At 70.9% G+C, this 26974-nt stretch carries 29 protein-coding genes and 1 pseudogene; 13 read left to right on the top strand and 17 right to left on the bottom strand.

The window, feature by feature from the left end:
- The 7 genes from H7I41_RS25185 to H7I41_RS25155 all read right to left on the bottom strand — a co-directional run.
- On the bottom strand, window positions 1-507 hold a 507-nt coding region (locus tag H7I41_RS25185), incomplete at its 3' end, for an alpha/beta hydrolase fold domain-containing protein (RefSeq protein WP_264015360.1).
- A gap of 5 nt (window positions 508-512) precedes the next feature.
- A complete protein-coding gene (locus H7I41_RS25180) occupies window positions 513-2009 on the bottom strand; it encodes a flavin-containing monooxygenase (RefSeq protein ID WP_264015363.1) in 1497 nt (498 codons plus the stop codon).
- An 11-nt stretch (window positions 2010-2020) separates the two neighbouring features.
- On the bottom strand, window positions 2021-2752 hold the full coding sequence (locus H7I41_RS25175; RefSeq protein WP_264015359.1) for an SDR family NAD(P)-dependent oxidoreductase: 732 nt from the start codon (window positions 2750-2752) through the stop codon (window positions 2021-2023).
- Complete coding sequence (locus tag H7I41_RS25170) at window positions 2749-3531, bottom strand: HpcH/HpaI aldolase family protein (RefSeq protein WP_264015358.1); 783 nt, start codon at window positions 3529-3531, stop codon at window positions 2749-2751. The genes H7I41_RS25175 and H7I41_RS25170 overlap by 4 nt, the downstream gene beginning before the upstream one ends.
- Window positions 3528-4496, bottom strand: a complete 969-nt coding sequence (locus tag H7I41_RS25165) for a zinc-binding dehydrogenase (protein ID WP_264015362.1) — start codon at window positions 4494-4496, stop codon at window positions 3528-3530. Before H7I41_RS25165 ends, H7I41_RS25170 begins: the two co-directional genes overlap by 4 nt.
- Before the next feature lie 2 nt (window positions 4497-4498).
- Window positions 4499-5725 (bottom strand): cytochrome P450, encoded by a 1227-nt coding sequence (locus H7I41_RS25160; RefSeq protein WP_264015357.1) that lies wholly within the window; start codon window positions 5723-5725, stop codon window positions 4499-4501.
- A gap of 5 nt (window positions 5726-5730) precedes the next feature.
- Window positions 5731-6435, bottom strand: coding sequence for an NIPSNAP family protein (locus tag H7I41_RS25155; RefSeq protein ID WP_264015356.1), 705 nt, complete (start codon window positions 6433-6435; stop codon window positions 5731-5733).
- A gap of 95 nt (window positions 6436-6530) precedes the next feature.
- On the opposite strand from H7I41_RS25155, the gene H7I41_RS25150 reads away from it, so the two are divergent.
- Genes H7I41_RS25150 through H7I41_RS25140 form a run of 3 tightly spaced genes read left to right on the top strand, consistent with a single transcriptional unit; the run spans window position 6531 to window position 8579 of the window.
- Window positions 6531-7373, top strand: coding sequence for an SMP-30/gluconolactonase/LRE family protein (locus tag H7I41_RS25150; protein WP_264015355.1), 843 nt, complete (start codon window positions 6531-6533; stop codon window positions 7371-7373).
- Complete coding sequence (locus H7I41_RS25145) at window positions 7366-8178, top strand: thioesterase family protein (RefSeq protein WP_264015354.1); 813 nt, start codon at window positions 7366-7368, stop codon at window positions 8176-8178. The genes H7I41_RS25150 and H7I41_RS25145 overlap by 8 nt, the downstream gene beginning before the upstream one ends.
- Window positions 8179-8204: 26 nt before the next feature.
- Window positions 8205-8579: an NYN domain-containing protein gene (locus H7I41_RS25140; RefSeq protein ID WP_264015353.1), complete on the top strand. Its 375-nt coding sequence runs from the start codon at window positions 8205-8207 to the stop codon at window positions 8577-8579.
- A 9-nt stretch (window positions 8580-8588) separates the two neighbouring features.
- Here the strand turns inward: H7I41_RS25140 and H7I41_RS25135 are convergent, their stop codons facing one another.
- On the bottom strand, window positions 8589-9824 hold the full coding sequence (locus tag H7I41_RS25135; RefSeq protein ID WP_264015361.1) for a cytochrome P450: 1236 nt from the start codon (window positions 9822-9824) through the stop codon (window positions 8589-8591).
- Window positions 9825-9953: 129 nt separating this feature from the next.
- Window positions 9954-11141, bottom strand: a complete 1188-nt coding sequence (locus tag H7I41_RS25130) for a CaiB/BaiF CoA transferase family protein (RefSeq protein ID WP_264015351.1) — start codon at window positions 11139-11141, stop codon at window positions 9954-9956.
- Between the two features lie 111 nt (window positions 11142-11252).
- Between H7I41_RS25130 and H7I41_RS25125 the strand changes: the two genes are divergently transcribed.
- The 4 genes from H7I41_RS25125 to H7I41_RS25110 all read left to right on the top strand — a co-directional run bounded on the left by H7I41_RS25125 (window position 11253) and on the right by H7I41_RS25110 (window position 15006).
- Window positions 11253-12389 (top strand): phosphotransferase, encoded by a 1137-nt coding sequence (locus H7I41_RS25125; RefSeq protein WP_264015350.1) that lies wholly within the window; start codon window positions 11253-11255, stop codon window positions 12387-12389.
- Window positions 12390-12470: 81 nt separating this feature from the next.
- Window positions 12471-13016 (top strand): TetR/AcrR family transcriptional regulator, encoded by a 546-nt coding sequence (locus tag H7I41_RS25120; RefSeq protein WP_264015349.1) that lies wholly within the window; start codon window positions 12471-12473, stop codon window positions 13014-13016.
- Between the two features lie 77 nt (window positions 13017-13093).
- A complete protein-coding gene (locus tag H7I41_RS25115) occupies window positions 13094-14584 on the top strand; it encodes an aldehyde dehydrogenase family protein (protein WP_264015348.1) in 1491 nt (496 codons plus the stop codon).
- Complete coding sequence (locus H7I41_RS25110; protein WP_264015347.1) at window positions 14581-15006, top strand: nuclear transport factor 2 family protein; 426 nt, start codon at window positions 14581-14583, stop codon at window positions 15004-15006. The genes H7I41_RS25115 and H7I41_RS25110 overlap by 4 nt, the downstream gene beginning before the upstream one ends.
- 57 nt (window positions 15007-15063) lie before the next feature.
- Here the strand turns inward: H7I41_RS25110 and rlmN are convergent, their stop codons facing one another.
- Window positions 15064-16188 carry a dual-specificity RNA methyltransferase RlmN gene (rlmN, locus tag H7I41_RS25105; protein ID WP_264015346.1) on the bottom strand — a complete coding sequence of 375 codons (1125 nt, stop codon included), beginning with the start codon at window positions 16186-16188 and terminating at the stop codon, window positions 15064-15066.
- A 78-nt stretch (window positions 16189-16266) separates the two neighbouring features.
- Here rlmN and H7I41_RS25100 point away from each other — a divergent pair, with 78 nt between their 5' ends.
- On the top strand, window positions 16267-17229 hold the full coding sequence (locus H7I41_RS25100; RefSeq protein WP_264015345.1) for a DMT family transporter: 963 nt from the start codon (window positions 16267-16269) through the stop codon (window positions 17227-17229).
- Here H7I41_RS25100 and H7I41_RS25095 read toward each other — a convergent pair.
- The 3 genes from H7I41_RS25095 to pyrH are packed head-to-tail and all read right to left on the bottom strand — an operon-like array spanning window position 17137 to window position 19363.
- Window positions 17137-18015: a phosphatidate cytidylyltransferase gene (locus tag H7I41_RS25095; RefSeq protein WP_264015344.1), complete on the bottom strand. Its 879-nt coding sequence runs from the start codon at window positions 18013-18015 to the stop codon at window positions 17137-17139. The genes H7I41_RS25100 and H7I41_RS25095 overlap by 93 nt on opposite strands.
- Entirely contained in the window at window positions 18015-18572 is a 558-nt protein-coding gene (gene frr, locus H7I41_RS25090; protein ID WP_264015343.1) for a ribosome recycling factor, read from the bottom strand. The genes H7I41_RS25095 and frr overlap by 1 nt, the downstream gene beginning before the upstream one ends.
- 47 nt (window positions 18573-18619) lie before the next feature.
- The gene (gene pyrH / locus H7I41_RS25085) at window positions 18620-19363 is read right to left on the bottom strand and encodes a UMP kinase (RefSeq protein ID WP_264015342.1); all 744 of its coding nucleotides are present in this window, start codon (window positions 19361-19363) and stop codon (window positions 18620-18622) included.
- Window positions 19364-19514: 151 nt separating this feature from the next.
- Between pyrH and H7I41_RS25080 the strand changes: the two genes are divergently transcribed.
- Window positions 19515-19964: an SRPBCC family protein gene (locus H7I41_RS25080; protein WP_264015341.1), complete on the top strand. Its 450-nt coding sequence runs from the start codon at window positions 19515-19517 to the stop codon at window positions 19962-19964.
- 9 nt (window positions 19965-19973) lie between these two features.
- Here H7I41_RS25080 and H7I41_RS25075 read toward each other — a convergent pair whose 3' ends face one another.
- Window positions 19974-20669, bottom strand: coding sequence for a class I SAM-dependent methyltransferase (locus tag H7I41_RS25075; protein WP_264015340.1), 696 nt, complete (start codon window positions 20667-20669; stop codon window positions 19974-19976).
- Window positions 20670-20714: 45 nt separating this feature from the next.
- On the opposite strand from H7I41_RS25075, the gene H7I41_RS25070 reads away from it, so the two are divergent.
- Genes H7I41_RS25070 through H7I41_RS25060 form a run of 3 tightly spaced genes read left to right on the top strand, consistent with a single transcriptional unit; the run spans window position 20715 to window position 23229 of the window.
- Window positions 20715-21137, top strand: a complete 423-nt coding sequence (locus tag H7I41_RS25070) for a MarR family winged helix-turn-helix transcriptional regulator (RefSeq protein ID WP_264015339.1) — start codon at window positions 20715-20717, stop codon at window positions 21135-21137.
- 26 nt (window positions 21138-21163) lie between these two features.
- Entirely contained in the window at window positions 21164-22123 is a 960-nt protein-coding gene (locus H7I41_RS25065; protein WP_264015338.1) for a 2-hydroxyacid dehydrogenase, read from the top strand.
- Window positions 22120-23229 carry a glycerate kinase gene (locus tag H7I41_RS25060; RefSeq protein WP_264015337.1) on the top strand — a complete coding sequence of 370 codons (1110 nt, stop codon included), beginning with the start codon at window positions 22120-22122 and terminating at the stop codon, window positions 23227-23229. The genes H7I41_RS25065 and H7I41_RS25060 overlap by 4 nt, the downstream gene beginning before the upstream one ends.
- Here the strand turns inward: H7I41_RS25060 and H7I41_RS25055 are convergent.
- The 3 genes from H7I41_RS25055 to rpsB form a co-directional block, all read right to left on the bottom strand.
- Window positions 23226-24638: an amidase gene (locus H7I41_RS25055; protein ID WP_264015335.1), complete on the bottom strand. Its 1413-nt coding sequence runs from the start codon at window positions 24636-24638 to the stop codon at window positions 23226-23228. The genes H7I41_RS25060 and H7I41_RS25055 overlap by 4 nt on opposite strands.
- 65 nt (window positions 24639-24703) lie before the next feature.
- Window positions 24704-25519: a translation elongation factor Ts gene (tsf, locus tag H7I41_RS25050; protein WP_264015334.1), complete on the bottom strand. Its 816-nt coding sequence runs from the start codon at window positions 25517-25519 to the stop codon at window positions 24704-24706.
- A gap of 11 nt (window positions 25520-25530) precedes the next feature.
- Window positions 25531-26403 (bottom strand): 30S ribosomal protein S2, encoded by an 873-nt coding sequence (gene rpsB / locus H7I41_RS25045; RefSeq protein WP_264015333.1) that lies wholly within the window; start codon window positions 26401-26403, stop codon window positions 25531-25533.
- Between the two features lie 293 nt (window positions 26404-26696).
- Between rpsB and H7I41_RS30360 the strand changes: the two are divergent.
- Window positions 26697-26870: pseudogene (locus H7I41_RS30360) on the top strand (M23 family peptidase); the annotation flags it as partial.
- Window positions 26871-26974: the final 104 nt, after the last annotated feature.

The following is a 26974-nucleotide window of genomic DNA, read 5'->3' as shown; positions in this document are numbered from 1 at the left end:
CCCCGCCGCGAGCGCACCGCCGGCGCTGCTGCCCGCGACCGCCACCCGGGCCGGATCCAGGTGCAGCGCCGCCGCATTTGTGGCGGCCCAGCGCAGCACCGCCGTCGCGTCGGAGAACGCGGCGGGATGCGGGTGCTCGGGCGCGAGCCGGTAGTCCACCGACAGCACGGCGCAACGCCCTCGGCGTGCGAGTTCGACGCACTGCCGGTGGTCGGTGTCGAGGTTGCCGAGCACGAACGCACCGGAATGCAGGTAGACCACCGCGGGCGCCGGCGACCCGCCACTGCGGTACACCCGTACCAGAATCGACCGGCCCCCTCCGGCCGGGACGGACTCCTCGCCGACGTCCACCCCCGCGGCATCGACCGCTTCCGCCGAGGTCCGGCGGCGCTCGTCGAGCGACGACCGCACCGCATCGAGCACGCCGGGCGACAGGTCGGTGCGGGCGCCGGCCAGGTGCCGCAGCGCGGGGTGGAGCCGGTGTGCGATGTCCGGTTCGGGGGTCATCGCCGTCAGCCGGTGGCCACCGGGTGCGACTGCACCGCGATGTCGGGCCGGCCCACCGGCGCGTCGAAGGTGTAGTCGGCGGGCCTGAACCGGCGCGTCAGCCTCCAAAACACCCCCGCGCTGCGTGGCCACTGCGTCACCACCCGGCCGTTGGCGGCTCGGAAGTAGTTGCTGCACCGCGTGGTCCACACCGTCCCGGCCATCCACCGGTCGATCCTGGCGATGAAGTCCACCATCGCCTGCGGGCGGACCGCGACGTAGGTGCGCCGGCGGCGGCGCAGGTGACGCAGCACCCGCACGATGTAGCGGGCCTGGGCCTCCAGCATGAAGATGACACTGTTGGAGCCCACATTGGTGTTCGGCCCGTACAGCATGAAGAAGTTCGGGTACCCCGGCACCGCCATGCCCAGATACGCATACGCGCCGTCGCGCCACGTGTCGCGCAGTGCGACGCCGCCCTCCCCCACCACCTCGATCTGGCCCAGGTAGTCGGCCGCGGCGTAGCCGGTCGCACACACCACGACGTCGACGTCGAGTTCGGTGCCGTCGGCGGTCACCAGCGACCGTGCCCGCAGTGCCCGCGCCGGGCTGGACACCACGCGGACGTGCGGCCGGGTCAGGGTCTGCAGGTAGTCGGTGGCGAACACCAGCCGCTTGCAGCCGAACGGGTGCTGCGGTGTGAGCTGCTCGCGCAACCGCTCGTCGGCCACCGTCTTCGCGAGCACCGTGGTCGCGACGTCCCGGAATTCGCGGGTCTTGTCGCTGCCGTGTTCTATCACCGCGATGTTCGACTCGCTGCGCAGCCACAGTCGGGTGCGGTACAGCCGCTTCGCGAACGGGATGTGCGCGAACGCCCACCGCTCGCGCGCGGTGTAGGGCCGGTCGGGCTTGGGCAGGATCCAGGTCGCCGAGCGCTGCACGGAGTAGACGGAGCGCGCCACCTTCGCCACCTCGGGGATGAGCTGCGCCGCGGTCGATCCGGTGCCGAGGACGGCGACGTCGCGGCCGGTCAGGTCGACGGAGTGGTCCCAGCGCGCGGTGTGCATGACGGTGCCGGTGAACGGTTCCTCTTCGACGAGGTCCGGCATCACCGGCTGGGTGAACAGTCCGATCGCCGAGACCACGACGTCGAAGTCGTGGTGCTCGCCGCCGGCTGTCGTCAGCCGCCACGACCGGTGGTCGGGATCCCAGCGCGCCGAGACGATCTCGGCCTGCAGCTGCAGGTGCGGCTCGAGGGTGTGGCGGCGGGCGCAGTCCTCGAAGTAGGCGAGGATCTCGGGCTGACCCGACCAGAGCCTCGACCAGTGCGGGTTGAGGTCGAACGAGTAGGAGTACAGATGCGATTTCACGTCGCAGGCCAGACCCGGGTAGGTGTTGATGCGCCAGGTGCCGCCGACGCCGTCCTCCCGGTCGAAGATGGTGAAGTCGCTAAAGCCGGCTTCGCGCAGCAGGATTCCCAGCGCGAGGCCGCCCGGGCCCGCGCCGATGATGCCCACGGACATGCTCATCGACCTCATCCGATCTGAAGTGTCTGGCCGCCGTCGACCACGAGTTCGGACCCGGTGATGAACGACGCCTGCTCGGACACCAGGAAGGCCACGGCGTCGGCGATCTCCGCCGGGCGGCCCAGCCGGCCGCTCACGGCCCGCGCCACCAGCCGCGCCTGGGTGGCGTCGTCGAGCATCGGTGTCTGCACCGGGCCCGGGAACACCGCGTTGACCCGGATGCCCGCCGGCGCCAGCTCGGCCGCGGCGACCTGCGTCAGCCCGCGCAGCGCCCACTTGGACGACCCGTAGGCGGCGTGGTTCGGGAAGGCGCGCACCGCCCCGGTGCTGCAGGTGTTGACCACGGCGGCGCCGTCGGCGGCCGTCAGGTGGTCGAGCGCGGCGCGGATGCCGAGGAACGGCCCCAGACAGTTGACCCGCCAGCTGTTCTCGAAGCCGGTGGGCGTCTCGTCGCCGATCGCGGCGCGGTGCAGCACACCGGCGTTGTTGACCAGCGTCGTCAGCGCCCCGAACCGGCCGACCACCTCGGTGACCGCGGCGTCCCACTCCTCCGCCGAGGTGACGTCGAGCGGTATCGCGAGCACGGTGCCCGCGTCGTACTGCGCGGCGGTCTCCCGGACGTCGTCGCCGAGCACGTCGCACGCCGCCACCAGGAAGCCGTCGGCGTGCAGGCGCCGGACGATCGCCGCACCCTGACCCCGGGCGGCGCCCGTCACCAGCGCCACGCGCAACCCGCTCACCGGTACCCGCCCTCTGCCGCGCCCGGGGCGTCGATCGCGCCGGTCGCCTCGGCGAGGTGTGCGGCGGCGCCCCGGCGCAGGGCCTGCGATTCCGACGTCAGCGTGATCATCTCGAATCCCATCTCTGCGAACATCTTTCCCGCGGTGCCCGCGCCGGCGTGCACTCCGGCGACCAGACCGGCGCGGGCAGCCGCGGCGCGGATGTCCGCCATCGCCTCGATCACTGCGGGGTGACGGTATGCCGCGGTGACCGGATGCCCGAGCGAGATCGCCAGGTCGGCGGGCCCGACGTAGATCCCGGTGAGGCCGGGCACCGCGCAGATCTCCTCGCGCGCGCCGTGCCCGCCCGCGGTCTCGATCATCGCGAACACGCTCGCGCGGTCCTGCAGCGCGGCCGTGTCGACGCCCAGGCCGGCGCGCAGCGGGCCGAAGCTCCGCAGCCCGTCGGGCGCATACCGGGTCGCGGCGACGGCGGCGGCCGCCTGCTCCGGCGTCTCGACCATGGCGACGATGACGGCGTCGGCGCCGGCGTCGAGCACGCGGCCGATCGGAGCGGGGTCGGTGGCGGGCACCCGGACCGCGGTGGCGACCGGTACGTGCTCGAGCCGGCGCAGCAGAAGCGCGACGTCGGCGTCGTCGAGATAGCCGTGCTGGGTGTCGAATCCGACGTAGTCGTATCCGGCGGCGGAGAACTCCTCGGGTCCGATGATCGTCGGGCCGACGACCCAGCCACCCCAGAGCGCCGGCCGGTCGGCCAGTGCCCGCCGGAACGCGTTCATCCGGCGATCGCGATCTTGACGCGTCCGGGTGTGGGCCGGCAGGCGAGCTCGAACGCCTCTGCGACGGCGTCGACACCGAAGGTGTGCGTGAGGTAGCGGGGCAGCAGGCCGGGGTGCTCGGCGGCGAACCGGCCTGCCCGCTCGAGCACCCGGCGGCGGTCTTGTGTCACACCGGATTTCAGCGTCAGGTTGTTGCGCAGCATCGCCCGCATGTTGATCGGGTAGCTGTCGTCGTCGGGCACTCCGAAGTAAAAGACGGTGCCGCCGAACGCCGCGGCTTCGACCGCATGGTTGAGGGTTGCCACCTGGTGGCCGACGGCCTCGATGACGATGTCGGGCCGGTCGGCGGGATCGAGGTGGCCTACCCACCTGTCGCTCGTGGCGCGCACGGCGGTGTCGATGCCGAACTGCGGGGCCAGCGCGGCGCGGTCGACGGGGTCGACGCCGATCACCTCTGCGGCGCCCGCCGCCTTGGCGACGTAGGAGAACAGCAGCCCGATGGAGCCCTGGCCGATGACCGCCACCCGCCGCCCGGCCAGCGCAGGCAGCTGCTCGACGGCGTACAGCACGCAGGCCAGTGGTTGCAGCCCGACGGCCTGCGCCGGGCTCAGCGCCTGGTCGAAGGGCGCCAGCCCGTCGCCGTCGGCGACCACCAGCTGCTGCAGGCCGTCGAAGCCGGATGCCCACCCCACCACCCGGTCACCGTCGCGGTGGCGGGGATGGCGGCTGGCGATCACCTCACCGGCGATCTCGTGGATCGGGAAGCCGTCCATCTCCGCGGCGTGGGCCCCGGTGTCGCCGGGCAGTCGGCCGCGGGTGCCGCGAAACCCGGGCAGGTCGCTGCCGCAGATGCCGGCGGCCAGGAACCGCAGCAGCACCTGTCCGTCGGCCAGGCCCGCCGCGGAGGGCTCGGGCCGGTCGGTGCGTTCGAAGGTGAACGGCGCGACGAGCCGGTAGGACCACATCGTCACACCTCCACCGGCAGGCTGTTCCAGCCCCATTGGAAGCTCGACGGCGGCCGATACGCCCGCGCGGCGTCGATGTGGAAGTCGGGCACCCGGCGCAACCATTCCTGCACCAGGATGGTGACCTCGAGCCGGGCCAGGTGCACGCCGAGGCAGAAGTGTTGTCCGCGGCCGAATGCAAGCAGCCGTTCGACCCGGCGGTCCCACACGAACTCCTCGGGGTCGGGGTACTCGCGTTCGTCGAACTTCGCCGAGGCGAGCAGGGTGATGACCCGCTGGCCGGGCTCGATGGTGGTGCCGTGCAGCGTGAACGGCTTGCGCAGGGTGCGCGCGAACCACTGCGCCGGGGCGCAGTACCGGATCATCTCCTCGCGCGCCGTCGGCACGTTGGCGTCGGGATCGGCGCGCACGGCCGCCATCTGCTCCGGTCTCGAGCCGAGTTCCCACAACCCGTGCGCGACGATCTTGGGGACGGTCTCCGTGCCTCCGATGAAGACGCCGAGCATCTGCACCGCCGCCTCCATGTCGGTGAACTGCGACCCGTCGGGCAGGGTGTGGCCTAGCAGGCTGTCGACGATCGAAACCTCCTCACCGAGGCCCGCCCGCCGCCGCTGCACCACCGGCGCGAGGTACTCCAGGTAGCCCGGCCGGGCGTTGGCCACCTCGACACCGCTGCCCGGCTGGGCCAGGCTGCCCGCGTTCACGGTGCCCAGCACGTCGGAGGCCAGCTCGACGGGCAGCCCGAGCACGTCGCAGACCACCGACGCGGCGACCAGGCCGCCGTAGTCCTGGGTGAGGTCGAACCGGCCGCGCGGCAGCAGTTCGTCGAGACGCTCGTTCGCCAGTTGCCGGATCCTGTCGGCGAACCGGGGCACCGAGCGCGGCCGGAACGGCGCCGAGGTGCACCGCCTGACGGTGTCGTAGACCGGGGTGTCGAAGTTGGCGTGGAACAGCATCGGGTGCAGCGGTGGGTCGGCCACCGGCCCGCTGTTGCGCTGTGCCAGCACCGCCGCGGCGGGCAGCGTGCCCTCCGATGCGACGAACGTGCCGTCGTTGACGCCAAGCACATCCCAGATGTCGGCGAATCGCGAGACCGCATAGGTGTCCAGGTCCGCCACGTAGTACAGCGGATGCTGGTCGCGCAGCACCCGGTAGTACGGCGTCGGGTCCGCCATCACCGCCGGGTCGAACGGGTGGTACGAGAACCGGTTCTCCACAGGTGTTTCCATCGCGGTCATTGCAGCGGGGACGGCGGCAGGGCCTGCAGTATGGAATCCTCCCAGCCGTCGCGCAGTGCGGGCGCGACGCTCATCCAGGTGACGATCTCGGCGGGCGGGCTGTCTTTCCACGACGGGTAGTGCTCGGCGAAGCAGTCCCAGTCGCCGTCGAGCGCCCAGTAGTGGATGACCTCGTTGAACCGGAAGGTGGTGATGAACGAGCCCAGCCACCGCTTGCCGGTGCGTTCGGACCACGGCACGTATAGCCGTTCGAGTTCGCGGATGTAGTCGTCCTGGCGGCCGGGCTTGGTCTGCATGATCTCCTGGATCACCAGGCCCGCGCCGAAGCCCGCCGAGGTGAGCTCGGTCAGCGTGCGGTTGCTGCGGCCGGCGTACATGATCCGGCCCTCGCCGTGGGCGCCTGCGCCGGCCAGGAACGCCGCCCACTCGGCGGCCTGCGCCTCATGGGTTCCGCCGCGCGACTGTGCCTTTCCGATGCGCGAGTAGTCGGCGAAGGCGTCGACCTCCCAGATGACGGTGACCTGTGGCCAGTGCCCGTTGTAGGGCGTCGTCTCCCACATCGCGAACAGCCGGGCCCCGAGCTCGGCCATCATCGGATGGTAGGTGGCGCTGAAGGCCTCGGTGAAGCGATCGCTGCACATCGACCCCAGTGCGATGGTCTCGTGCAGATAGAGCAGTGTGTGGCTGTGGTACTTCTTCATGACCTGCCGCCGGTGGTCATCGCGAGCAGGTGCGGACGGTTGACAGTGGCACCCAGCGAGCGTGACACTTGTGCCGTGATTTGTAAAGGTGCGCAGTGACACCGCTGGCATCCGGCTTCTGCTTCGGCGAGGGGCCGCGGTGGTTCGAGGGATTGCTGTGGTTCTCCGACATGCTCGGCGAAGCGGTCCACACCGTCGACATGGCGGGCTCGATGACCACGCTGGCGGTTCCCGGGCACGCGCCGTCGGGTCTCGGCTTCCGGCCGGACGGGACGCTGCTCATCGCGTCCACCCAGCGGCGCGAGATCCTGGCCTACGACGGCGACACCGTGGTGACCGTGGCGACCCCGGCCGACCTGGCGCCTGCGGCGTTGGGCGACATGGTGATCGACGACGCGGGCCGGGCCTACATCGGGTCACAGGCGCGGTCGGGCGGGGTGATCCTGCGACTCGATCCCGACGACAGCGTCACGGTCGTCGCCGGCGATCTCGACTTCCCGAACGGCATGGTGATCACTCCGGACGGCGCCACCCTGATCGTGGCGGAGTCCACCGGTCGCCGCCTGACTGCGTTCCCGCTGTCCGGCGACGGCACACTCGGAGAGCGACGACCGTTCGCCGAGAACCTGGCCGGCCCGCCCGACGGGCTCGCGATCGACGCCGAAGGCGGGGTGTGGACGTCGATGACGCTGGCGCACGAGTTCGTCCGGATCGTCGACGGCGGCAGCCAGGGTGCCCGGGTGACCGACCGGATCGACACCGGCGGGCGGACCGCGATCGCCTGCGCGCTCGGCGGCCCGGAGGACCGGGTGCTGTTCCTGCTGACGAGCACCGGCGCCTACCCGGAACGGCTTGCCGGAACCAAGGACTCGCGGGTGGACGCGGTGGCCGTCGACGTCGCCGGGGTGCACGGCACGGGGGTGCACGGGCATGTCTGATGCGTACTACGAACTCGTCGACGCCGACGACCCGGTCGGCGAACGGTTCTCGGCGACCGATCTCGTACGCAGCACCTGGTCGGCGTCGATTCAGCACGCCGCGCCCGTCTCGGCGCTGCTGGTGCGTGCCCTCGAGCAGCGCGAGCAGCGCACCGACACCCGGCTGAGCCGGGTGCTGGTCGACCTGCTCGGCCCGGTGCCCGCGGACGGCGACCTGTGGCTGCGGTCCCGGATCGAGCGGCGGGGCAGGCAGATCGAACTCGTCGCCGCCGAGATGCTCGCGCCGGGGCCCGACGGCGCACCGCGGCCCGTCGCCCGGGCGACCGGATGGCGGCTGCAGCGGCTCGACACCTCGGCGCTGCAGCACGCCGCGGCGCCGCCGCTGCGCCCGATCGACGGGGCCCGCAGCCGCGACCTGGCCAAGGACTGGGACCGCAATTACGTGCACAGCCTCGACTGGCGCTGGCTGACCGACCCGCTGAACGCCGGCGCGGGCGAATCGTGGCTGACGCCGACCGTCGACCTCGTCGCCGACGAGACGATGACGCCCCTGCAGCGGCTGTTCTCGGTGGCCGACTGCGCGAACGGGATCGGCACCCGGCTCGACCCGCGGCAGTGGACGTTCCTCAACACCGACCTCGCGGTGCACGTGCATCGCGTTCCCGAAGGCCGGTGGATCGGCATCCGCGCAGAGACCGACTACGGGCCCGACGGCATCGGCACCACGATCGGCACCCTGTTCGACCAGACCGGACCCGTCGGCGCCATCGCCCAGTCGGTGCTGGTGCGGCCGCGGCCGCGCTGAACGCCCGGGCCGCCTAGGCTGACGCCGTGCGCTGGATCGTCGACGGCATGAACGTCATCGGCTCACGCCCGGACGGGTGGTGGCGCGACCGGCGGCGGGCGATGACGGTTCTGGTCGCCGACCTCGAACGGTGGGCTGGTGCGGAGAACCTGGATGTGACAGTGGTTTTCGAGAAGCCGCTGTCACCGCCGCTGGAGTCCGGCGTGATCACGATCGCCCACGCGCCGGTGGCGGCGCCGAATTCCGCAGACGACGAGATCGTCCGGCTGGTCGCGGCCGACGACCGGCCCGGCGACATCCTGGTGGCGACCTCGGACCGGGCACTCACCAACCGGGTGCGCGCGGCGGGCGCCGCCGTCGTCGCGGCGAAGGGCCTGCGCGACAGGATCGATCCGCGCTGAGCTCCGCGCTCAGCGGATCACGGCGGGCAGCCGCTTGATGCCGTGCACGAATGTGCTGTGCAGCAGGTCGGGCTCGCCGAACTCGACGTCCAGCCGGTTCAGCAACTCACGGAACAGCACCCGCAGCTCCACCCGCGCGAGGTTGCTGCCGAGGCAGAAGTGCGGGCCGCCGCCGCCGAAGCCGAGGTGCGGGTTGGGTGAGCGGGCCAGGTCGAACTCGTGCGGATCGCCGAACACGGCCTCGTCCCGGTTGGCCGAGCAGTAGAACAGGCCGACCTTGTCGCCCGCCGCCACGGGTGCGCCGTTGATCTCGGTGTCGGCCGTCGCGAACCGGGCGAACTGCATCACCGGCGACGCCCACCGCACGAACTCCTCGACCGCAGGGCCGATGCGGTTCTCGAAATCGGCCAGCAGCCAGTCGCGTTGAGCCGGGTTACGGCTCAGCGCCAGCATGGCGTGTGAGGTCGTCTGCTTGGTGGTGTCGTTGCCGGCCGAGGCGAGCAGGATGAGGAACGCGCCCACCTCCTCGTCGGTCAGCCGGTGACCGTCGACCTCGGCGTTGACGATGTCGGTCATCAAATCGTCGCCGGGGTTCTTGCGGCGGAACTTCGCCAACTCGATCCCGGTGGCCGACAGCAGCATGATCTCGTTGATGGTGTCGGCGGCGCGCTCCTCCAGCGACGAGTACTCGTCGTCGCTCATGCTGAACAACTTCTCCGCGGCCTTCGCCACCGCCGGCTGATCGGCGCGCGGCACCCCCAGCATGTCGGAGATGGTCAGCATCGGCAGCCGCGCCGCACACGCCTCGACGAAGTCGACCTCGCCCGCCCCGACCAGATCGTCGACCACCGCGACCGCGTTGTCGTGGATCTGCTGTTCGATCCTGCGGACGTTGCGCGGGGTGAACGCCGCGCTGATCAGCCGGCGGTAGACGGTGTGCTCCGGGGGGTCCATGGTCAGGAAGAACGAGGCGATCCGCTGCACCTCGGCGGGCATCGGGTCGAGCGCCACACCGCGGGCGGAGGTGAACAACTCGGGGCGCTGGCTGACGTGCACGATGTCGGCGCGCCGGGTGAGCGCCCAGAAGCCGTCCTCCTCCATCGGGAACAGCGACGGCAGCGGCCGGTGCCAGGTCAGCCCGTCGCCGGCGCGCAAGGCCGCGAACGACCGGTCGCGCTCGGTGAACGGCAGGCTCCAGAACGCCTGGGAGGTGATGTCGACCTGGCTGAACTCGCGGGTGGGCACCGTTCCAGCAGCTGAATCACCGTTCGTCACACCGTTTCCCCTCGACTCCGCGACCGTCGGTCCGTCGCGCCCAGATGTGATCAGCGTGACACTGGCGCGAGGTTTTGTAAAGCTCGTCCGAGCTGGGGCTCAGGCCGGTGGGTTCGGGTCCTGCGCCGCCCGCGCTGCGAGCTCGGCGAGCACCTCGTCGGTGTGCTCGCCGAGCGCCGGTGCGACGCTTCGTTGTTCGCACGGTGTGCCGTGGAAGTCGGCCGGTGTGGCGACCATCGGGGCGGCGGACTCGCCGTCGGGCACGTAGACCACCCCGCCGGCCGCGTGGAACTGCTCGTCGGCCACCACGTCCTCCATGGTGTTGATCGGCGACCAGAAGAAGTCGGGATCGGCGGCGAAGACCTCGGCCCACTCCGACAGCGGGCGGGTCGCGAAGATCTCGTCGAGCAGGCCGATCAGTTCGGTCGCGTTGCGCGCCCTCGCGCGTGGCGTGGCGAACCTCTCCTCGGTCAGCCATCCCAGCCGGCTCACCGCGCGGCACAGCGCCGGCCAGTGCCGCTCCCCCTGCAGGCCGACGACCCAGAACCGCCTGCCGTCGGCCGCGGTGTAGTTGTTCATGCACGGGTTGGCCATCGTCTCGCGCTGGCCGATGGCGATCTGGTGCCCGGTCATCAGGAACGTGTTGAGGTCGAAGCTCACCGCGTAGGCGCCCTGCCGGTAGAGCGAGGTCGTCACCAGCTGGCCCGTGCCGCGGGCCGCGCGCGCCACCAGCGCGGCGCACACCGCCCCGGCCATCGTCATCCCCGCCATGTGGTCGCCCAGCCCGCCGCGCTGGAACGGCGGGCTGTCGCCGGGGCGGGTCAGCAGATGCGCGAGCCCGGCGCGCGACCAGAACGCCGCGACGTCGTAGGCCGCCCGGTCGGCGTCGGGTCCGGCCTCGCCGTAGCCGGTGATCAGCCCGTAGACCAGCCGGGCGTTGCGGGCCGCCACCGTCTCGAAGTCCAGGCCGAGCCGGCGCAGTGCCCCCGGCCGCACGTTGGTGAGGAAAACGTCCGCGTCGCAGATCAACTCGAGCGCCGTCGCACGCCCCTCGGTCGTCGTCATGTCCAGGACGACGCCGCGCTTGTTGCGGTTGTCCATCTCGAACGGCGGGTTGACGTCGCCGTCGATGCCCAGCATGCGGCCGAACATCCGGGCCGGGTCGCCCGCCGGGGGTTCGATCTTGACGACGTCGGCGCCCCACTCCGCGAGGACGGCGCCGGCCGCCGGGCCCGCCACCCAAACGCCGAGTTCGACGACACGCACGCCTGTCAGCGGACCGGCCATGTGACCCCTTCCGAATCGCGCGAATCGCGTCAGACCATTCGGCCTTTACACTTCGGCGATAGTTTGTAAACTGTGCGGACCTACCGGCCAACCTAGGAGGTTATCGACCCGGTGACCATCGCCTCAGGGGTTTCGGCGCGACTCGCCGACCGGGTGGTTCCCGTCCTCGGTCTCGCGGCCCATCTGGGGCGCGGGGTGCAGCGGGTGGTGACCGATGCCGCGATCGGCGGTGCGCGGTCGCTGCCGCGGCGGCCGGCCGACCTCGGGGCCGAGGCGCTGTCGGCGATCATCGGTGGCACCGTGACGTCGGTGCGGCTCGTCGGCGGGGACGCGGGCACGTCGTCGCGGGCGCGTCTGGCGCTCACCGGAAACGGTGTCCCGGCAACGGTGTTCGTCAAGATGCCGGCCGAGACGGCGGCCACCCGGCTGATGGGCGAACTGGGCCGGCTGGCCCACACCGAGGTGTGCTTCTACGACCGGCTGGCGCCCGGGCTGCAGGGCGTGCCGACGTCCTACGGCTCGGCCTTCGACCCGCTCACCGGACGCTTCGTCCTGGTGCTCGAGGACCTGCCCGCCGCCGAATGCGACTTTCCCGACACCCTGCACCCGCTCGACCGGGACCGGGCGGCGCTCGTGGTCGAACGCCTCGCGGCGCTGCACGCGAGGCACTGGGGGCGGCCACCGGGCTGGACCTACACCCCATCGGGTGACCACACGTCGCTGCTGACCGGCGCGCTGTGCAAGGCGTCGGCGCGCCGGATCGCCGAGCGCACCGACATCCCGGTCGACCGCGGCCGTTTCATCGACGAGAACTACCGCGCGGTGGCGGCGCTGATCGACCGGCCCCCGCTCACGGTCATGCACGGCGACGCCCACCCGGGCAACGTCTACTTCCGCAGCGGGGAGGCCGGGCTGCTGGACTGGCAGGCCGTCCGCAGCGGCAATCCCGGCCGGGAGCTGGCGTACACGCTGGTGACCTGCCTGACCACGGCGGACCGCCGCGCCGCCGAGCGGGACCTGCTCGACGTCTACCGTCGGGCGCTGGCGGCCGGCGGCGGCCCGGACTGGGACCGCGACGACCTATGGCACCGGTACCGCCAGGGCGCGCTTTATGCCTATGTCGCACCGTTGATCACGGCGGGCATGGGCGGCATGCAGGCCGAGGGCATCGCGATGGAGGGGCTGCGGCGCGGGGTGGCCGCGCTGGACGACCTGGACACAGTCGCCGAGCTGCGGGCCGCACTGTGACCGGACTCGTGCCGCGTCGCTGCCGTGACCGCGGGTTACACCATCTACGATTTGTGCAACACCACCACCTGAGGCGCCCACGTGAATGAACCCCTGACCGACCAGCAGGTCCTCGACGACACGTCGACGCGGCACCGGATCCTCGCCGCGACCGCCGAGGTGCTCGGCCGCAGCGGGCAGACCAAGCTCAGCCTGTCCGAGGTGGCGCTGCAGGCCGGCGTCTCGCGGCCCACGCTGTACCGCTGGTTCGCGTCCAAGCAGGAACTGCTCGACGCCTTCGGGCGGTTCGAGCGCGATCTGTTCGACAACGGGATCAGCCGGGCCACGGCGGGGCTGCGCGGCACCGAGAAGCTGGACGCGGCGCTGCGCTTCATCGTCGAGTACCAGCAGTCCTACTCCGGTGTGCGGCTCATCGACATCGAGCCCGAGGTGGTCATCGCGCAGCTGTCCCGGATCGTGCCCCTGATGCGGGCCCGGCTGGAGAAGCTGCTCGTGGGCACCAATGCCGGCGTCAAGGCCGCCACCGCCATCCGCGTCGCGGTGTCGCACTACATCGTGCGCAGCGACGACGGCGACCAGTTCCTCGCACAGCTACGCCACGCGGTCGGCATCCGGCCCGCCGACTGACCCGCGCCGACACACCCGGCGCTGAGCGATCGCCCAAAAGGGCTGACACTCGCGCCGCGATTTGTAAGGCTAGAGCCATGACTAGTGTGCAGAGCGAGACGGGCGTGCTGGCCGGCGACGAGCGGATGCTGATCGACGGCGAGCTGCAACACACCAGCAGCGGCGCGACATTCGACGTGATCCACCCGGCCAGTGAGGAGGTGGCCGGGCAGGCCACCGACGGCACCGTCGAGGACATGGGCCGCGCGGTGGCCGCGGCGCGGCGGGCGTTCGACGAGACCGACTGGTCGCGCGACGTCGAGTTCCGCTACCACTGCCTGATGCAGCTGCACACCGCGCTGGAGCGCGACGCCGAACGGCTGCGGCGCATCCTGATCACCGAGGTGGGCTGTCCGGTGACGGTGTCGGGCTCACAGATCGAGAGCCCGATCGCCGAGGTCAAGCACTGGGCCGAACACGGCCGTGGCTTCGACTACCTCGTCGACACCGGCGTGCACGAGACACAGATGGGCCCGGCCCGCCGCAAGATCCACTACGAACCGGTCGGTGTGGTCGGCGCGATCACCCCGTGGAATGTGCCGTTCTACCTCAACATCGCCGAGACGGTGCCCGCGCTGATGGCAGGCAACACCGTGGTGCTCAAGCCCGCGCAGCTGACGCCGTGGTCGGGCAGCGAGTACGGCCGCATCGTCGCCGAGGAGACCGACATCCCGCCCGGGGTGTTCAACGTCGTGGTGTCCAATGCCAACGAGGTGGGTGCCGCGCTGTCGGCCGATCCGCGCGTCGACATGATCACCTTCACCGGCTCGACGGCCACCGGGCGGGCGATCCTGGCGGCCGGCGCGGCGACGGTCAAGAAGACGCTGCTCGAACTCGGCGGCAAGTCGGCCCACATCGTGCTCGACGACGCCGACTTCAACTCCGCACTGCCGCTCGCGGCGATGATGGCGTGCGTGATGAGCGGCCAGAGCTGCATCCTGCCGTCGCGGATCCTGTTGCCGCGCAGCCGGTACGACGAGGGACTCGAGATCCTCAAGTCGATGATGGAGGGTTTCCCGGTCGGCGACCCGTGGACCCCGGGCAACATGCAGGGCCCGCAGATCAGCGAGGGCCAGCGCCAGAAGGTGCTCGGGCTGATCAAGAGCGGCATCGACTCCGGTGCCCGACTGGTCACCGGTGGCGGCATCCCGGAGAACCTGCCGACGGGCTACTACACCCAGCCCACCCTGCTCGCCGACGTCGACCCGGACAGCCAGGTGGCCCAGGAGGAGATCTTCGGCCCGGTGCTGACCGTCACGCCGTACGACAGCGACGACGAGGCGATCGCGATCGCCAACAACTCCATCTACGGACTCTCGGGCGAAGTGAGCGGCGGCGACGTCGACCGGGCGTTCGCCGTGGCCACCCGGATGCGCACCGGCAACGTGACCATCAACGGCAAGAGCCACTTCGGCATCACCAGCCCCTTCGGCGGCACCAAGCAGAGCGGGCTGGGCCGGCGCAACGGCGACGAGGGATTCAAGGAGTACTTCGAGTCCAAGACCATCGGCATGCCCGACCCGGCGTGAACCAGGTCATCGACCACCGGGAGATCGAGGCGCTGCTCTACCGGTACGCCCGGGCGGTCGACACCAGGGACTGGGAGCTCTACCGCTCGGTGTTCACCGAGGACGCTGTCGTCGACTACTCGGCGATGGGCATCCCGGCGGGCCCGCGGGACCGGGTCGCCGACTTCCTCGCCCAGGGCTTCGCGGCGATCCCGTGGAGCATGCACTACATCACCAACATCGAGATCCTCGAGTCCGACGGCGACAGCGCGACGGTCCGGGCGATGTTCTACAACCCGATGCAGCTGCCGGGAGTGACCGAGATGTCCTCGTGCGGCGGCTATTACCACCACCGACTCGTCCGCACGCCCGACGGCTGGCGCAGCCGGTCCCTGCGCGAGGACAACGTGTGGTTCGTCAACCGCCCCGGCCCGCCAGATTGACGCCACGCAGCGAAAGTGCGGAGTCTCCCCTGCACCACGTCGATCTCGCGGCGGGGCTCAGCCCTCGGCGGCCAGCTGACCGCAGGCGGCGGCGATCTCGCGGCCGCGGGTGTCACGCACGGTGCAGGACACGCCGCGTTCGCGCACCCGGCGGACGAACTCGCGCTCGACCGGTTTCGGGCTGGCATCCCACTTGCTGCCCGGCGTCGGGTTGAGCGGGATCAGGTTGACGTGGACCAACGGTCCCAGCGCGCCGTGCAGTCGCCTGCCGAGCAGGTCGGCCCGCCAGGGCTGGTCGTTGACGTCGCGGATCAACGCGTACTCGATCGACACCCGGCGGCCGGTGGTGTCGGCGTAATACCTTGCCGCATCGAGGACTTCGGTGACGTTCCAGCGGTTGTTCACCGGGACGAGGGTGTCGCGCAGCTCGTCGTCGGGCGCGTGCAGCGACAGCGCAAGCGTGACGTTGAGACGCTCGTCGGCGAGCTTGCGGATCGCGGGCGCCAGCCCCACCGTCGACACCGTCACCGACCGCGCCGAGATGCCGAACCCGTTGGGCGGCGGCGCGACGATGCGCCGCACGGCGGCCAGCACCCGGTTGTAGTTGGCGAGCGGCTCGCCCATGCCCATGAACACGATGTTGGACAGCCGGCCGCCGCGTGCGGCGGGCGTGATCCCGTCACCGTCGCGGTCCCGCAGTTCGGCGGCCGCGGCGCGCACCTGCTCGAGGATCTCGGCGGCCGACAGGTTGCGCTTCAGCCCACCCTGGCCGGTCGCGCAGAACGGGCAGGCCATCCCGCAGCCGGCCTGTGACGAGATGCACACGGTGTTGCGGTCGGCGTAGCGCATCAGCACCGATTCGAAGGTGGTCCCGTCGACCGCCCGCCACAACACCTTGCGGGTCTCCCCCGAGTCGCACTCGATCTCGCGCACCGGGTCGATCAACGCGGGGAACAGTGTCGCCGCGACGTCGTCGCGCACCGCGGCGGGCAGGTCCGTCATCTGGTGCGGATCGGCGATCAGCCGGCCGTAGTACTGGCTGGCCAGCTGTTTCCCCCGGAATGCCGGCAGCCCCAGTTCGGCGACGGCGGCGGCACGCCCCGCTTCGTCGAGGTCGGCGAGGTGCCGCGGCGGCATGGCGCGGCGCGGCGCATCGAAGACGAGGGGCAGGGATCCAGGCATGGGCAACTGTCAGTATCTCACCTGCACGTGGCGGAAATTGAATGGCGAGCGCGGCGACCCATCCCCCACGATGGCCTCATGGCCACCGTGACTTCAGCGCCCACGATGGGCGCCCGCTCGGCGACGGTGCTGACGTTCTTCTACGCACTCGGCTATCCGATTGGCGCCCATGCCGTTTCGGTGATGTCGCCGATGGCGGTGCTGGTGCTGCGCTTCGGGCTGGCCGGCGGCATCATCGGCGGCTGGGCATGGGCCTCGAAAGTGACGTGGCCCACCGGCCGGGCCCTGGTGCACGTGCTGGTCAGCGGGTTGCTCACCCAGGCCGTGCAGTTCATCTGCCTGTATCTGGCGCTGCTGCACGGCGCACCCGCAGTGCTCGGCGCGGTGATCGTGTCGATGAACCCGGTGGTGACGGCGCTGCTGGCGGCGGCGGTGCTGCGTGAGCGGCTCACCTGGCGGCGGGTCGCGGCGCTGGCGCTCGGCATCGTCGCGGTGCTCGCGGCGTGCGCGGGCCGGCTCGTCGCGGTCGGCGGCGTCGACCCGGTGGTGCTGCTGCTGGTGGTGGCGTTGCTCGGGCTGGCCGTCGGCGGGGTCTATCAGCAGCGGTTCTGCTCCGACGTCGACTTCCGGGCCACCGCGGCGCTGCAGAACGGCGTGTCGCTGCTGCCCGTCGCGGCGCTGGCGGCGGTGATGCCGTTGACGGTGGGCGACCCGTGGCAGGCCGCGGGCGCGGTGGCCGCGGTGGTGCTGCTCAACGCGGTGCTGGGGATGACGCTGTTCGTCCGGGCGGTCAACAACTACGGGGCGGCGGCGGTCGCGATGCTGTTCGCGGTCATCCCCGCCGTGGCGGGTCTGCTGTCGTGGCTGATGCTGGGTCAGCGTCCGGACATCGGCATCGCGGTCGGGTTGGTGGTCGGGGCGGCGGCCTGCTGGCTGAACAGCTCGGGGTCAGGCCAGCAGCGTCAGGACGATCCAGCCGGCGACGGCGGACGGGAGCATCGCGTCGATGCGGTCCATGATCCCGCCGTGCCCAGGAAGTAGCGTGCCCATGTCCTTGATGCCGAGGTCGCGCTTGACCTGCGACTCGACGAGGTCGCCGAGCACTCCGGTGATCACCAGCATCAGGCCCAGCGGCACGCCGACCCAGGCCGGTTTGTCGAGCACGAACGTCACCGCCAGCACGGCCGCGGTGATGCCGAACACCAGCGAGCCGCCCAGCCCCTCCCACGACTTCTTCGGGCTGATCGCCGGCGCCATGGTGTGCTTGCCGAACAGCACCCCGGCCACGTAACCGCCGATGTCGGCCAGCACCACCGTCAGGATCACGGTGAACACCCGTCCCCCGCCGTGGTCCTGGAAGATCAGCAGCGCGCTGAAACTCGCGAAGAGCGGCACCCACGTCGCGAGCAGCACCGCCGCGGAGATGTCACGCAGATAGTTGACCGGCTGCGTGCGCAGCCCGCGCCTGAGCAGGCGCCACACCATGCACACCACGATCGTGCCGCCGTAGGCGCCGACCAGGCCGGTCGTGCCGAAGGGCCACGTCAGCCAGATCATCGCCTGGCCGCCGATCAGCAGCGGGATCGCCGGAAGGTCGTAACCGGCCTCGCCCAGCCTGCGGATCACCTCGTGCGTGGCGACCGGGATGAAGAGCGCCAGCACCGGCAGCCATCCGATCGGCGCGAACAGCAGGACGCCGATGGCCATCCCGCCGAGCAGGACGCCGACACCGATGGCGGCGGGCAGGTCTCGACCAGCCCGCGACTTCTTCTTGGACGGTTCGTCCACGGGCGTGTCTGTCACGGGACTCGGGTGCTGATCGGTCACTAGACCTCCAGCAACTCGCCCTCTTTGTGTTTGACCAGATCGTCGATCTGGCTGGTGTAGGTGTGGGTGCTCTTGTCGAGATCCTTCTCGGCGCGGCTCACCTCGTCCTCACCCGCCTCGCCGTCCTTCTTGATCCGGCCGAGCTCCTCCATCGCCTTGCGGCGGATGTTGCGGATCGACACCCGGGCGTCCTCGCCCTTCGCCTTGGCCTGCTTGACCAGGTCGCGCCGGCGCTCCTCGGTCAGCTGCGGGATCGAAATGCGGATCACGTTGCCGTCGTTGGTCGGGTTCACCCCGAGGTCGGAGTTGCGGATCGCGTCCTCGATGTTGCGCAGCAGGTTCGTCTCGTAGGGCTTGATGACGACGAGCCTGGCCTCGGGGACGTTGATGCTCGACAGCTGGGTGATGGGCGTCATCGCGCCGTAGTAGTCGATGTTGATCCGCGAGAACATGCCGGGGTTGGCGCGACCGGTGCGGATCGACGCGAGATCGTCGCGCGCCACCGAAACGGCCTTCTCCATCTTCTCCTCGGCATCGAAGAGAGTTTCGTCGATCACTCCGGCTCCCGCCTCTGTCGCTCGCTGCTCGTCACACGCACACCCGGTCAGGTGGTGACCAGTGTCCCGATCTTCTCACCTGCCACCGCCCGGGCGATATTGCCGTCGGTGAGCAGGTTGAACACCAGGATCGGCATGCCGTTGTCCATGCACAGGCTGAACGCGGTGGCGTCGGCCACCCGCAGTCCGCGGTCGATGACCTCGCGGTGGGTGATCGCCGTCAGGAGCTTGGCGTCGGGATCCTCGCGCGGGTCGGCGGTGAACACCCCGTCGACGGCCTTGGCCATCAGCACCACCTCGGCGCCGATCTCGAGGGCGCGCTGGGCGGCGGTGGTGTCGGTGGAGAAGTACGGCAGCCCCATGCCCGCGCCGAAGATCACCACCCGCCCCTTCTCGAGGTGCCTGCGGGCCCGCAGCGGGATGTAGGGCTCGGCGACCTGGCCCATGGTGATCGCGGTCTGCACCCGGGTGTCGATGCCTTCCTTCTGCAGGAAGTCCTGCAGCGCAAGGCTGTTCATCACCGTGCCGAGCATGCCCATGTAGTCGCTGCGGGTGCGCTCCATACCGCGCTGCTGCAGCTGGGCGCCGCGGAAGAAGTTGCCGCCGCCGATCACCACGGCGACCTGCGCGCCGCTGCGCACCACCTCCGCGATCTGCCGGGCGACCAGGGCCACCACGTCCGGGTCGAGGCCCACCTGCCCGCCGCCGAACATCTCACCGCCCAGCTTGAGCAGGACACGGGTGTACATCGGCCGGATCGGCGGTGTCGAGATGTCGCTTGTTGCCGCCATCCGACTCCTTCGAGGTGCTCGCGCGAGGAAGCCATCCCGACACGTGCGCGGGGGGACGGCTCCCCTGATCCTGCCAAATCGTACGGCTTCGATCGTCGACGGGCGGGCGCGGCGGTGCATTCGGCGGCGATCCCCGCCCCGCTGCGGTTGGATGGGCCCCGTGGCATCCATCTCCCGCAGCCGGACGATCGCTGCGCCTCCGCAGGTGATCTTCGACGTCCTCGCCGACTTCGGCGCCCTGAGCACCTGGGCCGACGAGGTCACCGAATCCAGCGTGCTCGGCCAGGGGTCCGACGGCCCGCTCGGCACCAGCCGCCGGGTCAAGGTCGGCCGCGACACTCTCGTGGAGACGATCACGGAGTTCGACGCGCCGAGGGCGCTGGCCTACGACATCGAGGGCCTGCCCAAGATCCTGCGGGATGTGTCGAACCGGTGGACGCTGCGGCCCGGCAACGGGTCGACCGACGTGACGGTGACCAGTTCCGTGCGGGTCAGCGCCGGGCCGGTGTCGAAGGTCATCGAGTGGGTGGTCACCCGCGTGATGGCCCGCAAGTCCGACGGGATGCTCGCCGGGATGGCCCGTCGCACCGAAACCGGATAGCCGACGCGCCTAGCCGAGGTGGGCCGTCAGCAGCCACGCAGGCATCGACTTGCGGCCACCGGCCTCGTCGCGCAGATCGGTCACGCCGAAGACGTCGGCGACGGGCATCTCCGCGGGCAGATTGGCGTGGATGCGGGCGGGCCGGATCTCGTCGATCTCCCAGTACCTACCGACGACGTCGCGCAGCTCCTCGGAGGTGACGGCGTTGATCGGGCTCTCGGCCGGCATGCCCGAGGCGTCGAAGACCAGCACGAAGTACGACGCACCCGGCGCCGCGGCGCGCACGATCGACTGCTGGTAGCCCTCGCGCAGTTCGACCGGCATCGAGTGGAACAGCGTCGAGTCGACGATCGTGCCGAACCGGCCGTCGTAGCCGGTGAACGAGCTGATGTCGGCGACCTCGTAGGTGGCGTTGGCGAGTCCGCGCCGGGCGGCCTCGGCGCGGGCCAGCTCGATGGCCGTCGGCGACTGGTCGAGGCCGACCGTGGTGAAGCCGCGTTCGGCGAGGAGCAGCGACACGGCCGCCTCGCCGCAGCCGGCGTCGAGCACATCGCCGTGGAACCTGCCCGCCTCGATCAGGGCGGCGATCTCGGGCTGCGGTTCGTCGATGCTCCAGGGCGGCCGGTTGCCCGCGCCCAGGTCGCCGGCGTCGCGGCGGTAGGCCGACTCGAACATCACGTTCAGCTCTTCGGGAGGATTCGTCATACCCCCGGTTTATCAACATGGTTGATATATGTCAATATGCTTGATATGGATGCGCGTGAGGACCAGCCGCTCGGCTACCTGCTGCACCGGGTGGCCTACGCGCTGCGCACCGAGGTGACCGCCACGGTGCTGGACCAGCTCGAACTCTCCTTCCCGCAATACCTGTGCATGCGGGTGCTGTCGAAGTCGCCCGGCCGCTCCAACGCCGAACTCGCCCGCGACATGTACGTCTCCCCGCAGGCGATGAACACCGTCGTGCGCAGCCTGCAGGACCGCGGCCTGGTCACCCGCCCGGCGTCGGTGGCGTCGGGCCGCTCGCTGCCCGCGGAGCTGACGGCCGCGGGCCGGGAGACGCTGTCGCGCACCGACACCGGGGTGCGCGCCGCCGAACAGCGGCTGATGGCGAACCTGAGCGACGCGCAGCGCCGCGACTTCAAGCGCATCCTCGCCGCCCTCGGCGCCGACTGACCCGCCGACACGTAGGGTCGGCGGGGATGACCGGGCACGTCTACGTCTCCCGCTTGCTGACCGACCGGGCGATGGCCAGGCTGCGCGCGCTGGGGCCGCCGATCCTCGCGGGCGGCGACGGCCCGCCCACCCGCGCCGAGCTGACCGCCGGGATCGCCGGCGCCGCCGCGGCCGTCGTCACGCTGACCGAGCGCATCGACGCCGAGGTGTTCGCCGCCGCAGGCCCGGCCCTGCGGATCGTCGCGAACGTCGCCGTCGGCTACGACAACATCGACGTGCCGGCGGCCGCCGACGCCGGAGTCGTCGTCACCAACACCCCCGGCGTGCTCGACCGCGCCACCGCGGACCACACCTTCGCGCTGATCCTGGCCGCCACCCGGCGGGTGCTCGAGGGCGACCGGTTGATCCGCTCCCGGCAGCCCTGGGTGTGGGGGCCGCGGATGCTGGTCGGCCTCGACGTCAGCGCGGGCGCCACGCTGGGTGTGCTCGGCTACGGCCGCATCGGGCGCGCCGTGGCCTCCCGCGCGAAGGCCTTCGACATGAGAGTGCTTGCGGTGGCCCGGAGTCGCACGCCGGGGACCGAGGAGGACGGTGTCACGTTCGTCGACACCGCCACGCTGCTCGCCGAGAGTGACGTGGTGACCGTGCTGACGCCGCTGACACCGCAGACCCACCACCTGATCGATGCGGCAGCACTCGACGCGATGAAGCCGACGGCCTACCTGATCAACACCGCGCGTGGCGGCATCGTCGACGAGCGCGCACTCGTCGAAGCGCTGCACGCGGGCCGTCTGGGTGGCGCCGCGCTGGATGTGTTCGAGAATGAACCCCATGTCGATCCCGCACTGCTCGACGCGCCCAACCTCGTCCTCACCCCGCACATCGCCAGCGCCGGCGAGGCGACGCGCGATGCCATGGGCATCCTGGCGGCCGACAACGTCGACGCCGTGCTGTCCGGTCGCGAAGCGTTGACACCGGTCCGATGAAGATCGTCCTCGCACCGGACTCGTTCAAGGAGTCGATGACCGCCGCCGAGGCGATCGCCGCGATGCGCGACGGCGTGACGGCCGCACTTCCCGACGCCGAGTGCGTCGGTGTGCCGATGGCCGACGGCGGCGAGGGCACCGTCGACGCGGTGGTCGATGCCCTCGGCGGCAACCACGTCACCGTCGAGGTCGCCGACGCACTGGGCCGGCCGGTGCCCGCCACGTACGGCTACGTCGCCGACCGCGGCCTGGCCGTCATCGAGATGGCCGCGGCCGCCGGGCTGGAACTCATCGCGACCGCCGAGCGGGACGTGTTGCGGGCCAGCACGTTCGGCGTCGGCCAGCTGATCACCTCGGCGCTCGACCGCGGCGCCGTCGAGTTCCTGGTCGGCCTCGGCGGCTCGGCCACCAACGACGCGGGCGCCGGCATGCTGACCGCCCTGGGAGCGGTGCTCCTCGACGCCGAAGGCGCTCCCCTGCCACCGGGTGGCGCCGCACTCGAGCGCCTCGACCGGGTCGATGTGACCGGACTGGACCCACGCCTGGCCGACGCACAGTTCCGGCTGGCGTGCGACGTCACCGCGCCGCTGCTGGGCCCGGGCGGTGCGAGCGCGGTGTTCGGGCCGCAGAAGGGCGCCGGGCCGGCCGACGTCGAGCGGCTGGAGTCGGCGCTGGCACGGTTCTCCGAGGTGGTCGGCGCGACGCACGTCGACACGCCGGGCGCCGGCGCGGCGGGCGGCCTGGGCTTCGCCCTGCTGCAGTTCCTCGGCGCCGAGACCCGGCCCGGGGTGGAGGTGATCGCCGAGACCGTCGGCCTCGAAGCGGCGCTGACCGGCGCCGACTGGGTGTTCACCGGTGAGGGCGGCGTCGACGCGCAGACGATGCTCGGCAAGACGCCGTTCGGCGTCGCGCAGGTGGCCGCGCGCGCCGGGGCGAGGGTGGTGATCTTCGCCGGCCGCGTCGGCGACGACGCGGGCGTGCTGCTCGATCACGGGGTGGACGAGATCGTCGGGATCACCGCCCCGGGCACACCGCTCGACGAGGCGTTGCGCACCGGGCCGCAGTCGTTGGCCCGGGCCTGCGCCGAGGTCTGCCGCCGGCTCTAGACGTCCTGGATCCGCGCCCAGGGCCGGGCCTGCTCGAGTTCGTAGGCCAGCCCGAGCAGCCGGGCCTCCTGGCCGAGAGTGGCCGACAGCATCATCCCGACCGGCAAGCCGTCCGACGACTCGGCCAGCGGCAGCGAGATCGCCGGATCACCGGTGACGTTCTGCAGCGGCGTGAACGCTACCCAGTCCATCAGCCGGTCGATGATCTGCTGATAGTCCGCGGTCGGGTCGAGATGCCCGATCCGCGGCGTGACCTGTGCCAGCGTCGGGGTGAGCAGGACGTCATGGTCGGCGGCGAGCCGGTTGGTGATGCGGCGGGCCCGGGACAGCCGTGCCATGGCCAGCGGCAGCCGGTGCAGGTTGCGTGCGGCGTGCAGTTCCAGGCCGAGGGTGAGGTTGTCCAGCTTGTCGCGGTCGAAGCTGGGGCCGAACGCGCGGCGGCCGCCGCGCACCAGCGCATACGACAGCAGCGCCCAGTACAGCAGGAAGTCATCGCCGAAAGTGCTTGGCACCGGTGGGTTCTCGATGTGCGTCACCCGGTGGCCCAGCTCCTCGAGCAGCGTGGCGGTCTTCAGCGTCAGGTCACGCACCTCGGGGCTCGAGTCGCGGTCGATCGAGCGGGTGCACACCGCGATCCGCAGCCGCTGCCGCGCCGGTCCGGTGACGTCGCCGAACGGCAACAGCTTCGGGTGCCGGTACACCCGTTCGGCTTCGCGGTAGAACGCCGCGGTGTCGCGCACCGACCGGGTGAGCACACCGTTGGCGACGATGCGGATCGGCATCTGGCGCATCTGCCGGTCGAGCGGAAGCCTGCCGCGCGACGGCTTGAGTCCGACCAGCCCGTTGCAGGAGGCCGGGATCCGGATGGAGCCGCCACCGTCGTTGGCGTGTGCGATCGGCACCACACCCGCGGCCACGAACGCGCCGGATCCCGACGACGAGGCGCCTGCGGTGCGCTCGGGGTTCCACGGGTTGCGCACCGGGCCGAGCCGCGGGTGCTCGGCGGCGGCACTGAAGCCGAACTCCGAGAGCTGCGTCTTGCCCAGCGGGACGAGGCCGGTGGCCAGGAACGTTCGCGCGAAGTCGCCATCGAGCTTCTCCGGGCGGGGGTCCCACGCGTCGGTGCCCTCCATCGTCGGCATGCCCGCGACGGCCACATTGTCCTTGAGGAATGACGGGACACCGTCGAAGAAGCCGCCGTACGGCGTTCGGGCCCTTGCCCTTTCGCGGGCGCGATCGAAGGCGCGATAGGCCAGGCCGTTCAGCCGGGGATTGACCGCCTCGGCGCGCGCGATCGCCGCCTCCACGAGTTCGGCGGCCGACACTTGGCCCGCCCGTAGCGCGTCGACCAGGCCGACGGCGTCGTGGTCACCGAGGGCGTCGTCGCCGAAGGCCCAGATACGACTCATGCGCCGACGGTACCAAGTGGTACCGCCGGCGCATGAGAGTGAGTCGCGTCAGCTGTGGTGGCCCGTCAGGCCTGGCCGACCTCGAAGCGGACGAACCGCGTCACGGTCACACCGGCATCGTCCAGCAGCGCCTTGACGGTCTTCTTGCTGTCCGACACCGACGGCTGCTCGAGCAGGACGACGTCTTTGTAGTAGCCGTTCACCCGGCCCTCGACGATCTTGGCCAGCGCCTGCTCGGGCTTGCCCTCGTTACGGGCGGTCTCCTCGGCGATACGACGCTCGTTGGCGACGATGTCCTCGGGGACGTCCTCACGGGACAGGTACTTCGCCTTGAGCGCCGCGATCTGCAGCGCCACCGCGTGGGCGGCCGACTTGTCCGAACCGGTGTACTCGACGAGCACGCCGACACCGGGCGGCAGGTCCGCGGCCCGCTTGTGCAGGTAGGTCTCCACGGTGCCGTCGAAGTACGCGACGCGGCGCAGTTCGAGCTTCTCGCCGATCTTGGCGCTGAGGTCCGCGATCGTCTGCTCCACCGTGGTGTCGCCGACCGGGGCCGCCTTGAGCGCGTCGAGGTCGGTGGCCTTGGCCGCGGCGGCCGCCGCGACGATCTGGTCGGCCACCGACTGGAAGTCCGCGTTCTTGGCGACGAAGTCGGTCTCGGAGTTCAGCTCGATCAGGGCGCCGTCCTTGGCCGCGACGAGGCCCTCGGCGGTGGCCCGCTCGGCACGCTTGCCGACGTCCTTGGCGCCCTTGATGCGCAGCAACTCGACGGCCTTGTCGAAGTCGCCGTCAGCGTCGACGAGCGCGTTCTTCGACGCGAGCATGCCGGCGCCGGTCAGCTCCCGAAGTCGCTTGACGTCGGCAGCGGTGTAGTTCGCCATTTCAGCCTTCCCTATGGGTTCGCAGGGGTGGTGGGTTCGGTCTGGATGTCGGCCTCGGGGGTGCCGGGCTCGGCGCCCGCGGCCGTCGGCGACGCGGTGGCGGTCGCGGTGGCGGACGCCAGCAGCTCCTGCTCCCACTCGGTGAGCGGCTCGGCGGCGCCGTCGGCGTCGGGCTTGTCACCCGTGCGGCCGACGTTGGACCGGGCCTGCAGCCCCTCGGCGACCGCGGCGGCGATGACGCGGGTCAGCAGCGCGGCCGACCGGATCGCGTCGTCGTTGCCCGGGATCGGGTAGTCGACGAGGTCGGGATCGCAGTTGGTGTCGAGGATCGCGATGATCGGGATGTTGAGCTTGCGCGCCTCCGCGACCGCGAGGTGCTCCTTGTTGGTGTCGACGACCCAGATCGCCGACGGCACCTTCGCCATGTCGCGGATACCGCCGAGGCTGCGCTCGAGCTTGTTCTTCTCGCGGGTCAGCATCAGGATCTCTTTTTTGGTGCGACCCTCGAAGCCACCGGTCTGCTCCATGGTCTCGAGCTCCTTCATCCGCTGAAGGCGCTTGTGCACGGTGGAGAAGTTGGTGAGCATGCCGCCCAGCCAGCGCTGGTTCACATAGGGCATGCCGACGCGGGTGGCCTCTGCGGCGATCGATTCCTGCGCCTGCTTCTTGGTGCCGACCATCATGATCGAGCCACCGTGGGCGACGGTCTCCTTGACGAACTCGTACGCCTTGTCGATGTAGGTCAGCGTCTGCTGCAGGTCGATGATGTAGATGCCGTTGCGGTCGGTGAAGATGAACCGCTTCATCTTGGGATTCCAGCGACGGGTCTGGTGCCCGAAGTGGGTGCCGCTGTCCAGCAGCTGCTTCATGGTCACGACGGCCATGGGTGTACCCAGCCTTTACTTGTCGGTTGTCGCCCGGCGTCGGGGTGATGCCAGGCCCTGGTGTCCGCTGGTTGCCGGACCCGGCCGAAGTGATCTTCGGGACGGGACCGCCGGCATCCGGGTAGAACCGCCATGGGGCGGCCTGTGCAGACACGCGAAGTCAGCCCGCGCAAGCGAGCTGCGGTTAGCAGTTTACACCGTCTGACGGGGTGCTTTTGCCACGGTGACCTGGCCATCCACAGCTTCGGCGAGGGGCCTGGCGCAGCGGGCGTGTCATGCGCTGAGCTGGACCGATGCGGTGGCTGATGCTGATCGTCGTGGCGCTGACCCTGTCCGCGCCCGCACATGCCGACGCCGGACGCCTGGACTGGCCGCTGCGGCCGCGCCCCGCGGTGGTGCGGGTGTTCGACGCGCCGTCGCCCAACTGGCAGCGCGGGCACCGCGGTGTCGACCTGGCCGCCGCGCCCGATGCCCTCGTCGGGGACGTCGAACTTCTCCCAGGTCTTGGTCCGCCCGGCCCGGATCTCCGTGAGCGCCTTCTCGGCGAAGTGCAGGGCCGACGCCGCGCCGT

This window comes from [Mycobacterium] manitobense (assembly GCF_025821665.1).
Taxonomy (GTDB): domain Bacteria; phylum Actinomycetota; class Actinomycetes; order Mycobacteriales; family Mycobacteriaceae; genus Mycobacterium; species Mycobacterium arseniciresistens.
The sequence above is the reverse complement of the archived record's forward strand: the minus strand, read 5'-3'. Positions and strand labels throughout refer to the sequence as shown.